At 42.3% G+C, this 14,353-nt stretch carries 15 protein-coding genes; 9 read left to right on the forward strand and 6 right to left on the reverse strand.

Features of this window, described 5'->3' with window-relative positions:
- Positions 1 to 38: 38 nt before the first annotated feature.
- From EGM68_RS05290 to EGM68_RS05300, 3 genes are all read left to right on the forward strand, one after another.
- The gene (locus tag EGM68_RS05290; protein ID WP_058711024.1) at positions 39 to 1,139 is read left to right on the forward strand and encodes a toxic anion resistance protein; all 1,101 of its coding nucleotides are present in this window, start codon (positions 39 to 41) and stop codon (positions 1,137 to 1,139) included.
- A 336-nt stretch (positions 1,140 to 1,475) separates the two neighbouring features.
- Positions 1,476 to 2,024, forward strand: a complete 549-nt coding sequence (locus EGM68_RS05295) for a hypothetical protein (protein ID WP_090736596.1) — start codon at positions 1,476 to 1,478, stop codon at positions 2,022 to 2,024.
- Positions 2,025 to 2,067: 43 nt separating this feature from the next.
- Positions 2,068 to 2,745 carry a vWA domain-containing protein gene (locus tag EGM68_RS05300; RefSeq protein WP_025676162.1) on the forward strand — a complete coding sequence of 226 codons (678 nt, stop codon included), beginning with the start codon at positions 2,068 to 2,070 and terminating at the stop codon, positions 2,743 to 2,745.
- 245 nt (positions 2,746 to 2,990) lie between these two features.
- Here the strand turns inward: EGM68_RS05300 and EGM68_RS05305 are convergent, their stop codons facing one another.
- From EGM68_RS05305 to EGM68_RS05320, 4 genes are all read right to left on the reverse strand, one after another.
- Positions 2,991 to 3,371 (reverse strand): DUF3899 domain-containing protein, encoded by a 381-nt coding sequence (locus EGM68_RS05305; RefSeq protein ID WP_013369631.1) that lies wholly within the window; start codon positions 3,369 to 3,371, stop codon positions 2,991 to 2,993.
- Positions 3,371 to 5,014: a peptide ABC transporter substrate-binding protein gene (locus tag EGM68_RS05310; RefSeq protein ID WP_129548770.1), complete on the reverse strand. Its 1,644-nt coding sequence runs from the start codon at positions 5,012 to 5,014 to the stop codon at positions 3,371 to 3,373. The genes EGM68_RS05305 and EGM68_RS05310 overlap by 1 nt, the downstream gene beginning before the upstream one ends.
- Before the next feature lie 182 nt (positions 5,015 to 5,196).
- Positions 5,197 to 6,147 (reverse strand): ABC transporter permease, encoded by a 951-nt coding sequence (locus tag EGM68_RS05315; RefSeq protein ID WP_025676164.1) that lies wholly within the window; start codon positions 6,145 to 6,147, stop codon positions 5,197 to 5,199.
- A 1-nt stretch (position 6,148) separates the two neighbouring features.
- Entirely contained in the window at positions 6,149 to 7,075 is a 927-nt protein-coding gene (locus EGM68_RS05320) for an ABC transporter permease (protein WP_025676165.1), read from the reverse strand.
- 318 nt (positions 7,076 to 7,393) lie between these two features.
- On the opposite strand from EGM68_RS05320, the gene EGM68_RS05325 reads away from it, so the two are divergent.
- The 3 genes from EGM68_RS05325 to EGM68_RS05335 are packed head-to-tail and all read left to right on the forward strand — an operon-like array spanning position 7,394 to position 9,629.
- Positions 7,394 to 8,161, forward strand: a complete 768-nt coding sequence (locus EGM68_RS05325) for an amino acid ABC transporter substrate-binding protein (RefSeq protein WP_013369635.1) — start codon at positions 7,394 to 7,396, stop codon at positions 8,159 to 8,161.
- Between the two features lie 40 nt (positions 8,162 to 8,201).
- Positions 8,202 to 8,861, forward strand: a complete 660-nt coding sequence (locus EGM68_RS05330) for an amino acid ABC transporter permease (protein ID WP_025676166.1) — start codon at positions 8,202 to 8,204, stop codon at positions 8,859 to 8,861.
- 15 nt (positions 8,862 to 8,876) lie between these two features.
- Positions 8,877 to 9,629: an amino acid ABC transporter ATP-binding protein gene (locus EGM68_RS05335; RefSeq protein WP_013369637.1), complete on the forward strand. Its 753-nt coding sequence runs from the start codon at positions 8,877 to 8,879 to the stop codon at positions 9,627 to 9,629.
- Between the two features lie 280 nt (positions 9,630 to 9,909).
- Here the strand turns inward: EGM68_RS05335 and EGM68_RS05340 are convergent, their stop codons facing one another.
- Complete coding sequence (locus tag EGM68_RS05340) at positions 9,910 to 10,809, reverse strand: AraC family transcriptional regulator (protein ID WP_013369638.1); 900 nt, start codon at positions 10,807 to 10,809, stop codon at positions 9,910 to 9,912.
- A 158-nt stretch (positions 10,810 to 10,967) separates the two neighbouring features.
- On the opposite strand from EGM68_RS05340, the gene EGM68_RS05345 reads away from it, so the two are divergent.
- Positions 10,968 to 11,870 (forward strand): DMT family transporter, encoded by a 903-nt coding sequence (locus tag EGM68_RS05345; RefSeq protein WP_129548771.1) that lies wholly within the window; start codon positions 10,968 to 10,970, stop codon positions 11,868 to 11,870.
- Between the two features lie 59 nt (positions 11,871 to 11,929).
- Positions 11,930 to 12,262 carry a chaperone CsaA gene (gene csaA, locus EGM68_RS05350; RefSeq protein WP_013369641.1) on the forward strand — a complete coding sequence of 111 codons (333 nt, stop codon included), beginning with the start codon at positions 11,930 to 11,932 and terminating at the stop codon, positions 12,260 to 12,262.
- A gap of 112 nt (positions 12,263 to 12,374) precedes the next feature.
- Here the strand turns inward: csaA and EGM68_RS05355 are convergent, their stop codons facing one another.
- Entirely contained in the window at positions 12,375 to 12,923 is a 549-nt protein-coding gene (locus tag EGM68_RS05355; RefSeq protein ID WP_025676170.1) for a TetR/AcrR family transcriptional regulator, read from the reverse strand.
- Positions 12,924 to 13,123: 200 nt separating this feature from the next.
- Here EGM68_RS05355 and EGM68_RS05360 point away from each other — a divergent pair, with 200 nt between their 5' ends.
- The gene (locus tag EGM68_RS05360) at positions 13,124 to 14,293 is read left to right on the forward strand and encodes an MFS transporter (RefSeq protein ID WP_129548772.1); all 1,170 of its coding nucleotides are present in this window, start codon (positions 13,124 to 13,126) and stop codon (positions 14,291 to 14,293) included.
- Positions 14,294 to 14,353: the final 60 nt, after the last annotated feature.

Genomic DNA, 14,353 nt, shown 5'->3' on the forward strand with positions numbered 1-14,353 from the left:
CTCAGCAACAGTTGTTTTCAGAATAGGAGGTTAGCATGATGGCGACCCCATGGGCTGAATTGAGAAAAGAAGATGAACAAAAGGTGACTGAGGAGGCTTCGCAGCTGATTCAAAAGGTATCGCAAAGCGATGTTATGAGTCTGGATACCTTAATGGATGACATTGGTAAGCTGGGGGTTAAAACGCAGGAACGGGCGGGACAAACCCTTAAAATGTTGGATCGTCCGGTAAACGACCTCATGTCCGGTGATCGGGCTGAGGTCTCGAATATGATCTTAAAACTCCGAGATGAATGCGAAACGCTTCAGCAGAGTAAAGATGTAGGTTTTTTTGGCAAGCTCCTGCGTAAAAGCCCGTTGAAAAACTACATTTATAAGTATCAGTCGGTGAAGACCAACATCGAAAAAATCATTACTGCCTTGAGAGATGGCAAGGATAATTTGGAAGAAAACATCGTCAGCATGAGACAGTTGAAGAAGGCTTCCATTGAAGAAATCTACAATTTGCAGACGAAGATTGCCTTTGGTAATCGCTTGAAAGAGCTGTTCGAAGCCGAGATTGCCAAGCCGGAAAATGAAAATCGCAAGCCTCACCTGGAACGGGGATTGCGCAAAGTAGTTACTCGTACACAGTCGATGACTGAAATGATCCTGTTATACAATCAGGCCATTGCAGCAACGGATATTATTAATGATAACAATGATAAACTGATTGATTCTGTCAATAATGCGATTGATAAAACATCGAATCTAATCACCGTATCGGCTATGATCGCGATGGCACTGGCCGATCAAGATAAAATTATTTCAGCCGTTGATGCGACTAACCGTACGATTGAGGATCAATTCAAGGAAAATGCAAAGCTTCTCAAAACGACGACCGAAAGAACGACAGATCTGCTTAGCAAGCCATCGATGTCATTGGAAGCTGTGAATCAGGCGATTGGCGATTTGGTATCTGCTTTGGATCTGTCTGAAAAATCAAACCGTCGGATTATTGAAAGCTGCCATGATTATACAAGTAAAATGACAGCAATCAATGCCAACCTTAGCCAACGTTTGGGCATCGAAGGGAAAGAACAATCCAAACCACTGAAGGATAACCATTCTTCTGAGGGTCTAAGTTCGTTTTTGAACTAGCTATTATACAATAATATATAATCTATGAAAAAAGACGCCAGGGCGAGTCCCAAGGGCGTCTTTCTTTGGTTTGGCAGTGGACAATAAAGGACATGATGAACATATATAGCATTCTCGTGCATAAACTCTTAAAAAGTGAAATGACAAAGGAGAGAATGAGCGTATGATGTCCTTTATTTTAGGGTGTGTGATTGTCTTTTTAATCGTGGCTGCCAGTAGCGAAAAAGCAGACTCTATTGTGGAGTTAAATGAAACTGTGAAATAAAATTTTTTTATTGAAAATCATGCATTTTCTGATAGGATAGAGTTAAATATTGGAATCCCAAAGGAGAATGCATGCTGGAATTTTCATTTGAAATCATCGATGAATCGAAAATCAACATTGTATATCGGTATGGGAGCAGTAGCTTCAATTTTAATTTATTTTTTAATTACGGTGTGTGGACGCTGCATCCCTTTGATGGGATTCTGTTGCAGAACAAGGAAATGTGCCGTCTGATCGTTACAGATCTGTTTAAGAACAAAGATTTTCATGTCATGCTGGCACGCGAAAATATTTTATTGTCAACCCTGCGTACCTCTATTGACCTCAATCCCGAAACTCGGGGAGAGCGATATCAGGAACAGGAATTTGATGAGCTGTCTGAATTTGCTGAGACACACAGCTTTGAAGATGTGCTGCAAATCGAGCAGGATTCTGTCCGCGAACGTATCGATTTTTTCCAAAACATCATCCAAAGGATGTATATGGAAGGATTCGGACCGGAAGACAATGATTTTAACAAAGTGCAAGCTATCCTCCGCATTTATAAGGCTGCACATGACCAACTCGGAGAATTGAGCGACTTTCCCCTAAGTGGCGACGAGCGACGACGCAGATGGTAGATTAAATGGACTAGTGAAAACATCATAGAGGAGCGTGGGGAACATGAGCGGTATTTCTTTACTTAAAAAGAATGCGCAATTGGTACTGACTAAAAAGAATCTAACGAATGTGACCGCGAGAGTTGGATTAGTGCTCGATATTTCAGGATCTATGAGAAGTTTGTACAAAAATGGTACCGTTCAAAAAGTGTTGGAGCGAATTGTTGCGGTAGCAAGTTCTTTGGATGATGATGGTGTACTGGATGTATGGGTGTATGATCACCGTTTTTCACGGTTGCCATCCGTTACCGAAAATGACGTTGACAACTATGTTGAAAAACATATTTTGTCCAATGATTATTTGCCCAAGTTTGGTCGAAATGATGAGCCTCCAGTGATGCGTGATGTCATCGCCAAGTACACCAAGGAAGAACCCTCTTCAGATCCGGCTTTTGTTATTTTTATTAATGATGGCGGTGTGAAGCGTGGAAAAGGGGACAATATTGACAACGCAGTCATTGATTCATCAGGAGAGCCAATTTTCTGGCAATTTATCGGTGTGGGTGAATCCGATTTTGGCGTATTAAAGAAGCTCGACAACATAGAAGGTCGTGTGGTAGATAACGCCAATTTCTTTCAAATACAAGATATCGAATCTATGGAAGACAATCAACTGTACGAACTATTACTTAACGAGTTCCCGTCATGGCTGCAAGAAGCGAAGGAAAAGCATATTTATTAAGGCTAATAAGTCTTGTACTATGAGAAACTTTTCAAAGTTTAATATAAAAAATGAAAAAAGAGAGAGCTCTGCTAGCAAACGCTTTGCGGAACTCTCTCTTTTCATTTTACCAATCACTAAAACATGTAGAAGCTCTATTGGCGGTTGCTAGCGGAGCGGGCAGAATTGTTCTGGAGAAGCGAAGCGTTCGGAAGAACAATCTGCACGCGCAGCGTCCACCAACCGCAAGAAAGCTTCTCATTTCCTTAACTCATCCCCATTAATACTATCGAGCAAAGTAAAAGTCCCGTCCCGCACCCCGAAGTATATACCTTGAGGTGGCGGAACATGGATGTTTTCCAGGCAGACAGAGATTCATCGGAACGCAAACGTTCATTTTCCTCCTGTAATGCCTTGGATTGACGAATGAACAACTGCCCCATGTCGGCAAATCCCCGCAGAAAGAGGGTGAGAAAGCCACTTTGCAGAACATGGAAGATCGCACCAATCACCAAGCCCAGCAATCCTAACAGAAATAGCAGATTTGCGGTAGCCAGGTTTTCACGACCATACATGAGATGGGGTGCGGCGTATAAAAATCCTAAGGTACCGACAATCAGGGCAGTGATCCCGAAACGTAAAATCATTATTTTTCGACCCGTTTTGCAAAACGTAGATCTGGGTTCGAACGAGCATCAAATACGATGCCTTGAATTTTAGGGCTGATTAATGCGGTATCCGCAGAGAACTGGATCGGAATAATCGGCAGATCTTCCATCAATACGTCTTCTGCCTGATGAAGCTGTTCAAAGCGTTTTGCCGGATCAAGCTCAAAGGTTGAAGATTCGATCAGCTTGTCATACTCCGAGTTGCTCCAGTTGGTAAAGTTGTTCGAATTTTTGGAAGTATAGTGTCCCAATACGCCAAGCGGATCAAGGAAGTTTCCTTCCCAGCCCATACGGGCGATCTGGAAGTTCTTTTGTTTAAAGGTATCAATGTATGTTTTCCATTCCTGATTCTCCAGCGTCACTTCAACGCCCAGGTTCGTTTTTAGCATTTCTTGAATGGCTTCAGCTACTTTTTTATGCTTGTCCGACGTGTTGTACTTGAAGGTGATCGGTGGCAGCTTGGTCAAACCTTCTTCTTTCAGTCCTTCAGCCAGCAATTGTTTTGCTTTTGCTGCATCAAACTCATAGTATTTTTTCGGCGCTTCATCACGGAAGTCTTTGCCAGACGGTGTTGTCGTTCCGTATGGAACATAGCCGTATGCAGGAGTTTCGCCACCTTTGGTTACGTTGGTAGCCAGTGCTTCACGGTCAATGGCGTAGGCAATGGCCTGTCTGATTTTTTTATTGTCAAACGGCTTTTGTTTTACGTTAAAAGAATACGTGTACACACTGAAGGATGGGTGCGACAGGAATTCCTTGTTGCTCTTTTCCTGATCCAGTGTATCCACGGGAAGGCTCAAGATCAGATCCAGATCGCCTGTTTTGTACATTTGATAATAGGTTGTGGAGTCTTGAACCATTTTAAAGTTAATCGTTGCCATTGTAATGGCATCTTTGTTCCAGTATTGATCGTTTTTCGTCAGCGTAATTTGCTCGTTATGTTTCCATTCCTTGGCTACATACGCGCCGTTGCCGACAATCGTGTTAGCTTCTGCTGCCCATTTGTCGCTTTTCTCCACAATTGCTTGGTTCACGGGTAAATAGGCGTGACCGACAGCAATCGTTGGGAAGAAGCTCAGCGGTGATTTTAGCTCAACGACAAGCGTTTTATCATCTTTAGCTGTAACACCTACATCTTCAATTTTACCTTTGCCTGTGTTGTACGCTTCGGCACCTTTGATGTAGTAGAGGGCAGAAGGATCGTAGGCAGCCGTTTTCGGATTCAGGACCCGTTTCCAGGAGTATTCAAAATCCTTAGCTGTCAGCGGGTCACCATTCGACCATTTTGCGCCGTCACGAATGGTAAAGGTGTATGTTTTGCCGTCAGGAGACACGTCTACTTTGCTGGCAGCACCTTCTACGATTTTACCGGCTTTGTCGTATGTATACAGCCCTTCATACAGGTTATCAATGACAAAATAGGACGTTGTATCTGATGCGAAGGCAGGGTCCAGTGTATAAGGCTCGCCACCTGCCAGATTGGCTGTAATTTCTTGCGGGACATCTGCTTGAGACGCAGCGGACGAGTCGTTGCTTGCTGCCTTGTCTGCAGTGCCAGAGCATCCTGCCAAAGCCGTTACGGCTAAAAGTAAGATGATCGTCATCCAATGCATTTTTTTCATCGTGGTTTTCCTCCATTATTATGGTTAGTTAAACGATCAGCCGGGATTTATTCAACCTCCTTTCCGGCAGGTATGCCGCGTGTGCGCACTTCCATAAAGGAACTGCCGTTTTTTCTGCGGTTAGGCGAGAAGCTGCGGATCATGGTGACACCCCTCCTTGTCCAATTTGGATATCTGTGTTGTTAATGCTGTGAACGCGGGTCAAGTGCATCCTGAAGCCCGTCTCCAAGTGTGTTGAACGCCAGCATGGTGAGCGATATCATCAGACCGGGGAAGAATAAGCGCCACCATTGACCGCTTAAAATAACGCCTAGCGAGTCGTTGGCCATTGTTCCCCAGCTTGCTGAAGGTGACTGAATCCCCAGACCGAGAAAACTCAGAAACGATTCGGCAAAGATAGCCGACGGGATAGTGAACGTCAGGTTCACGATTATGATGGCCGCTGCATTCGGCAGCAGATGCCTGAAAATAATGCGTGAATGAGATGTCCCCAAGCTGCGGGCGGCCAGCACATATTCCTGCTGCTTGAGCTGTAGGATTTGCCCACGTACCACCCGAGCCATGCCGACCCATCCGGTAATAGATAGAGCAATAATCATCGTGAGCAGGCCGGGCTTCATAATGACGAGCAACAGAATGATGACCAGCAGATAAGGAATGCTGTACAAAATTTCAATAATACGCATCAGGACATTGTCGATTCGGTCGCCCGTTTTACCATGTCCCGCACAATAACCAGCTACACAGCCGACGAGAATGCCAAGCAACAAATCAATGGCAGCAGCAGCAAAACCAATCATAAGTGAAATTCTAGCTCCGGCCCATGTCCGTGCCCATACGTCCCTCCCCAGATCATCCGTGCCAAACCAATGCTCTTTCGAAGGAGAGAGGTTCGTTTTCAAAAGGGATTGATCACTGGGTGCATAAGGAACCATGGAAGGTCCGACAATCGCTAGCACAATAATAATGATAAGTAGAGAAAACCCCAACAGAGCAAGCTTGTTGTTAAAAAGTCTGCGAAGCCGATCCCGCCATGGTGACTCTTGGGGTCTGGTCAACGTGGGGGTGGGTATCTGGCTGCGGTCTACAAGACTAAACAGACTGTCCTTTTCGACAGTAGGTGCTGCTTTCATGTTAATCTCCTTTGCTGACTAATTTGATTCGCGGATCGACAAGGCGATAGGATATATCAATTAGAAATAAGGTAACGACCAGAATGGCACTGTAGAAAATGGTCGTACCCATAATGACTGGATAATCCCGGTTAAAGATACTGTCTACGAAATATTTACCGATGCCGGGAATGGCGAATATTTTTTCGACGACAAAGGTACCTGTAATCACAGAAGCGAATAGCGGTCCGATAAAGGACAGCACCGGAATTAATGCATTGCGTAGTCCGTGACGAATGACTATTGCCCAAGAGGACAACCCTTTCGCTTTGGCGGTGCGTATGTATTCCTCATGCATGACTTCCAGCATACTTGTCCGCATAAAACGGGCGATAACAGCAAGAGGTGAAACAGCGAGAGCTAGCGATGGAAGCACCGTGTGCTGCCAGGTTCCCCATGAGGCGACCGGAAGCAGATGCCATTTGACGGCAACATACTTGATTAACAATGGCGCTAATATGAAGCTGGGGACGGAAATACCCACAATGGCGATAAACATTGAAATATAATCCAGTGGTCGATTATGGTGTAAAGCAGCCAATGTTCCGAGTGAAATACCGGCTATAATCGCAACCACGATGGATTGAATACCCAGCAGTGCAGAAGGTGGAAAGCCTCTGGCGATAAGCATATTTACGTCGGTTGTTTTCGATTGAATAGACGGACCCATATCCAGCACGAGCAGATTTTTGAGATACAATACATACTGCACAGCGAGCGGCTTGTCCAGATTGTACCTGGCACGCATGTTTTGTAATACAGCCTCCGGAATGGTCTTGGAATCGTTCGAGAACGGATCACCCGGAATGATGTGCATGATAATAAACGTTAAAGTGACGATAATCCATAACGTAATGAGCATCGTGAAAAGACGGTTTAAAATGTACATGGGACTATATTTCTCCTGTCTATCAAGCTGATTTTCATTCTATTGTTGTTGAATTTTTAAAATAAATAAAAGTATATAAGAATACTAGGAAATGATAAAACGGATAAGGTATCATGTCAAGGTAAGGTTTTACATTATAGAACACAGGTCAAATTTTCGTCACAAGTTTTCCATTTTTATAAGGCTAAGAATCCGCTGATTCCTCTCGACGAGTATCCTGCGGTATGTTATGATGATACTCTGATAACGTGTTAACGAACTAAAGCGTTTGCCACCTGTTCTTGAATACGGGGGTCACCATTGTTGGAGGGGAATAAGATGAGAAAAGCAGCCATGTTTACGATGATGATTGGTTTGATTATGATCGTGTTGGCCGGATGTTCCGGCGGTAAGGATAACAGCAAGTTGATTATTGGAATTGATGATAAATTCGCGCCGATGGGCTTTAGAGATGAAAATAATGAGCTGACCGGTTTTGATATTGATTATGCAAAGGCGGCCGGGGAACAAATGGGCAAGCAAGTGGAATTCCAGCCGATTGACTGGTCTGCCAAAGAATCCGAGCTGAACAGTGGACGTATTGATCTCATTTGGAATGGATACACCATTACAGATGAGCGTAAGGAAAAGGTGCTGTTCACAAAACCATATCTGAAAAACAGTCAGGTCATTGTCGTTCCGGCTACCTCCAGTCTTTCCAAGCTGGCTGATCTGGCGGGCAAAACGGTGGGCCTCCAAACGTTGTCCTCAGCAGCCGATGCACTGGATGCGAATCCGATCAAAAGTAAATTGAAGTCAGTGTCGGAGTACCCGGATAACGTTCTTGCTTTGACAGATCTGAAAACGGGTCGCCTGGATGCAGTTGTCATTGATGAAGTTGTTGCCAAGTATTATATGTCCAAGGAACAAGGGACGTATAAGCTGCTTGATGAATCACTGGCTCCTGAGGAATATGGCATCGGCGTGAAAAAGGGGAATGAAGAGCTGTTGACGCAACTGCAATCTGCTTTGGATGAGCTGCACAAGAACGGAAAAGCGGCTGAGATTTCAAAAAAATGGTTCGGTGAAGATAAAGTATTAAATTAATACGTAATGTAATGAACTAAGGGTTTAGGAGTCGAAGGTTATGAGTATGGAATATATTTTACGAATTATGAAGCCTATGCTTGAAGGGGCACAGATGACGGTTATTTTATTTTTCATTACGCTCATCTTGTCTATTCCGCTCGGGTTTATCGTTACGCTGCTGGCCAAAAGTCGGTTTAAGCCTATTGCCTGGCTGATGCACACGTACATTTATGTTATAAGAGGCACGCCGCTTTTGCTGCAATTATTGTTCTTTTGTTTTGGTCTGCCGATGTTGCCTGTCATTGGGGAATATCTGGTACTGGACCGGACAACGGCTGCGGTACTGGCATTTGTACTGAATTATGCAGCTTATTTTGCAGAAATTTTTAGAGGCGGGATGTTGTCGATTGATAAAGGGCAATACGAGGCTTCGCAAGTGCTGGGCTTAAGCAAGTCGCAGACGTTGATTAGAGTCATCGTGCCGCAAATGGTACGGATTGCTTTGCCTGCGGTAACCAATGAGGCGACGACCCTGGTGAAAGATACGGCTTTGCTGTATGCGGTAGCAGTACCGGAACTTTTGCATTTTGCCAATACGGCTGTAAACCGTGATTTCTCGATTGTGCCTTATGTTGTAGCGGCAGTTATTTATTTATTGATGGCTTTGGTGCTTACAATATTCTTCAGAGCACTGGAAAAACGTTTTAAATTCGAGTAAAAGGAATGTCGGGATATGAACACTAACGCAATAGAAGTAACCGATTTGAAAAAATCATTCGGCCAGCTCGACGTTCTGAAAAGAGTGAGCTTTAACGTGAAGTCGGGCGAGGTTGTAGCTGTCATCGGCCCTTCAGGTTCAGGGAAAAGTACCATGCTTCGCAGCTTGGTGCATCTGGAGGATGTGACAGGCGGGACGATTCGCATCCATGATAAAGCCCTGGTGGAAAACGGTCACTATGCTCCAGCAGGCGACATTAAGAGCATTACTACCGGAATGGGCATGGTGTTTCAACATTTTAATCTCTTCCCTCATTTGACGGTGCAGGATAATCTGGAACTGGCTCCAAAGCTGGTGAAAAAGGTGAGCAAGGCTGAGTTGCGACGCCAGAGCGCCGAGTTGCTGGCTAAAGTCGGCTTGGCGGACAAAGCGGATGCGTATCCGTCCCGATTGTCGGGGGGACAGAAGCAGCGGGTGGCGATTGCCCGGGCAATGATGATGAACCCTGATATTTTACTGTTTGACGAGCCAACCTCGGCCCTTGACCCCGAGCTGACAGGTGAGGTACTGCGAGTGATCAAAAAGTTGGCTGAGGAGCATATGACGATGGTCATCGTGACCCACGAAATGAATTTCGCGAGAGACGTGGCAGATCGCGTCATTTTTATGGACAATGGAGAAATTGCGGAATCCGGTACACCGGAGCAGATTTTTGGCAATCCGCAGTTGGAGCGGACGAAGGTGTTTTTGAATCGGGTGGGGGATTAAAAACATAGTTGTTTGTTTGGGAGTATGTCGGGGAGGCGCTACGCGTGCAGATTATTCTTCCGATCGCTGTTGCAACGGGATTTTTTCATTTATATGACACCTGGTAAGGTTAAAATCCCGTTGCAAAGGCGAACGCTCCGCTTCTTCAGAACAATTCTGCCCGCTCCGCTCACCGACCACCTGTGTAGGTACTATGTTTTTAAGCAGGAAGTGTAAGTAGGAAGAGCAAGGGAGATGGCGAGCGCTATCTCCTTTTTTGCAGTTCAAAATACTGGCTACTTCATTCCTTAATCATAAAATCATTTCTGAATTTCTGGAATTCTTTGGGTGTTTTTTTATAGTGTTTTTTAAAAGACTGAATGAAGTGATTTACATGATTGAAGCCCACTTTGTGGGCTATTTCAGTTATGGTATATTGTGTGGAGGTTAATAACTCGCTGCTTTTCTTGATGCGATATTTGATCAAATAATCATAAGGTGTCATATGAATGGTTCGCTTAAAACTACGAGTGCATTCTGAAACACTTAAATGTGCTATAGCGGCAATTTCTTGTAGTGTTATGTTGTTTGTGTAGTTTTGATGGATAAAGCTAAGCATCAATTGAAGTCTTTCCTGTTGTATTTTCACGTATTTAGGTGCTTCCTCAGAAGAAAGAGAAATATTAGATATTAAGATTAACCATAATTGTGCCGTTTTGATGGATACCTCATATTCCCAACCCCACTTTTTTTTCATATCAAACTTCTGTTTCATTTCCCAAAGCATTTGCAGTATTTGAATTTGCCATTCAACATCTCCCTTAATTACTAGTGACACTAAGGAAGAGTTTGTATAAGGCAGTACATAATTTTTTTCCATCGCGCTATCTGCATAAAAGGCCAGCAGCTTCTCCGGGAAATTAAAGCTGACATATTGACCGTTGTGTGAAAGTTGTGTAGTAACGTGAAGAACACCTTTATTAATTAAAATGGCCTGGCCTGTGTCTAATTCATGATCAATTCCGTTCACTTGTATAACTAGTTTTCCTTTAGTAACCAAAGTGATCTGTAGTTCTTCATGCCAATGTAAATCGTTAAATCCTCTACCTTTAGGAAAACTTTCATGAATTGTATGGGTGTACATGATGTATGGAAATGAAACATCGGGATAGAGAATGGTCTCGTGCAATTGTTTTTCCATTGAAATGAAAGTCCTTTCTTATGACGATATTCCTATATAAATAAAAGATATAATTACACAAAATAAATAAAAGCGGTGATATTATTATACTCAGTTCAGTTTATTATTCAAATTTTCTGTGCACAGAGAATTGCTCAAAAACAACTGAGAGGATCATTATGAAAATAAATAAAACGTCTCTACCCTTGCATCCATACTTTTTGCTGTTCATCAGTATTTTGTCGGTTTCCATCTCTTCCATCATGATAAAATCCTCAGACACTCCAACCTCCGTGGCTGGAATGTATAGATTGTATATGTCAGTCATACTAATGCTTCCTTTTGTACCCTGGAAAATGTTCCGTTCCATAAAAATGACCAAAAAAGATTGGGGTACCGTTTTCATGGCTGGTCTTTTTCTCGGGTTACATTTCTTATTCTGGATGGAATCTTTGGTGTATACCTCAGTTGCGAGCTCCATGGTCATCTTATCCTTACAGCCTTTATTTGTAATGATTGGTTCCTACTTTATGTTTAGAGAACGAGCAAGCCTATTCACTATTTTTTGTTTGATCGCTGCTCTTATCGGTTCAATCATTATAGCTTGGGGAGACATTGGGACTTCGAAAGAGGCATTAATCGGAGATGGGTTGTCTTTATTAGGAACAATCTTGATTTCAGCTTATATGCTGGCAGGACAGAAGGTAAGTCACAAAATAAATGCAAATTTTTATAGTGTGATTGTTTTTTTTCTTGGCGGCAGTGTCCTGCTAGTCTACAATTTGGTGAATCATTATTCCTTGACCGAATATGACTCGTCGGATTGGACGTATTTTTTATTACTTGCAGTAATTCCAACTATTTTTGGTCAATATATTTTTAATCTGCTGCTGAAGTCAATGGGGGCAACTACTGTGTCAGTGGGTATTATTGGAGAGCCGGTTCTCGCCATACTTCTCGCCTACTTATTTTTAGGAGAAATCATGTCTGCATTTCAATTCATAGGTGGAATCATGACTTTATTCGGTATGGGGATGTATTTTTGGGCAAAATCCTTAAAGTATACAGTTGCAAAATATTAAAATTGTTTACTGATTATCGCGAAATTTTTAAGAATACAATCGATGAGGAGAATGTTTACATGGCAACGATTGATGATTTTTTGAAACTCGATATTCGGGTTGGAACTATAATTAAAGCTGAGTTTTTTGCAGAAGCCAAAGTTCCTGCTATTAAACTTGAAATCGATTTTGGACAAGATATTGGAATAAAAACATCGAGTGCACAAATTACAAAAAGATATGTGGCTGAAGAGATTATAGGGGAACAAATCATAGCTGTAGTCAATTTTCCTCCTCGACGGATAGCAGGCTTTAATTCAGAAGTATTAGTCCTTGGAGGAATCCCCGAGAAGGGGGACGTGGTTCTATTGAAACCAGATATTAAACTGCCTGATGGAACACCTATTGGGTGATAAATCGTTCCTGTTTAATTCATCAAGCTGGGTTGAATTACAGCTGAATGGAAAAATATGATTACAGTTCAAGAGCGTCCTGGCAAATTATGCAGTACGCTCTTGTTATAAACTATAGACTTCTCTCTAACAAAACCCCGATTTGTTTGGCCATAACTTGCGGCGGATATGGCATTCCATTCCGAATCCACCACTCAATTATTCCTACATAGGCGTTTCCAGCATATTGCAACATAACATCTTCACTTAATTCAGTATTCCTGCTGCTTTCTCTGTCGATCTCACCTTTAAATCCTTCAATAAAAGAGGCAAAAAGCCGAGTTCTAAAAGATGATGGTGTCCCTTTACTTGCTAACATGGTCGAAAAAAATAAATAATTTTCCTTAAAATATTCAAAGTAAGGTACAAGAGCATCGGTCCAATCCAACTCACATGCCCACTTATCCATCTCCCCTAATTCGTTAAGGTGTGTCTCTATGAGTTTATCCAATAAATCATATTTGTCCTGATAATGAAGATAAATGGTTCCGCGGTTTACATTTGCCCGGTCCGCAATATCCTGAATGGTAATCTCATCAAAGTTTTTTTCAGTCATCAGTTCAATAACAGCTTTTTTCAAGGATTCTTGAGTTTTAAGAATTCTCCGATCCACTTTGGTCATCGAAAATGTCACCTAGCCTTCTGCGATAATTAACACTTTTGATTCATGTGTTGATATATCAACACATCGCGGATTTTTAATCATTGTTTTTACGCTTCTTAATCATATAATAATAGACATGAGTTGATTAAACAATGTGCTTTGCTTATCAACTTCGTGTTGTATAGGTAATTTCAAAAGTGAAGAGAGGAACCTTGATTTTGGTTAATCAGAAAAATTTACTTGTATTTATATTAACCATAGGAGTCTTCGGCATTTTAAATACCGAAATGGGGGTGATCGGCTTATTGCCCTCCATTGCCGAACACTATCATGTGAGTGCATCAACAGCAGGATGGTTGGTAAGTTCTTTTGCACTTGCGGTTGCAGTGTCTGGGCCCATCTTACCTTTATTGTTTTCGGGTATAAATCGGAAAAAGGTCATGTTACTTGTGCTTGGTGTTTTCGTTTTAGGGAATGTCGTCTCAATTTTTACGACTAATTTTACGATTGCACTTGTTGCTCGTGTAGTACCTGCACTTTTTCATCCTGTATATTGTTCATTGGCATTTACTGTAGCTGCGGCCTCGGTTAGTCAGGAAGAAGCTCCAAAAGCTGTTTCGAAAGTTTTTATTGGAGTATCTGCCGGTATGGTAATCGGTGTACCAATCGCAAGTTTGATTGCAGGTGCTGCTTCTTTACAGATGTCGATGGTATTCTTTGCTGCCGTAAACATTATGGTATTTATCGCTACATTACTATTTGTACCATCGATGCCTGTTGAGGAAAGACTTTCTTACGGAGCACAATTATCTGTATTAAAAAAACCAGCTACTTGGCTTTCCATTGTGACTGTTATTTTAATGAACTCAGCAATATTCGGTGTTTACAGTTATTTTGCTGAATATTTGAAAACTGTTACGAATATGTCTTCGAATACAATTAGCTTAGTGTTGTTTATATACGGTGGAGCCAACATTATTGGAAATGTAGTCGCAGGAAAGCTACTTATTAATAGTGCGATCAAATCTGTCGTATCTTTCCCTTTTGTACTGGGAGCTGTTTACATCATTATGTTCTTCACAGGACAGCTTAGCGTACCCATGGCGATCATAACATTAATTTGGGGAATATTAGCCGGTTTCGGGGGGAATATGAATCAATATCTGATGACGTCTTCTACTCCTGAAGCGCCTGATTTCGCTAATGGATTATTTTTAACATCTGCTAACTTGGGAGTAACATTTGGTGCCACAGTCGGTGGATTCTTTATAGCAGAAATGGATACACAATACGTCATATTTGTGGGACTACTATCATTGGTTTTAGGTTTTGTAGCCATTTTACTAAGAAACTACATGTTTACTCTCACTCGATCACTTTCAAGATAAGGAATTGTCTCCATGTTTAAATAGGCTAAGTAACACGATTAAAATAACCAATAATTCATG

The sequence above is a fragment of the Paenibacillus sp. M-152 genome (assembly GCF_003856555.1).
GTDB lineage: Bacteria > Bacillota > Bacilli > Paenibacillales > Paenibacillaceae > Paenibacillus > Paenibacillus polymyxa_C.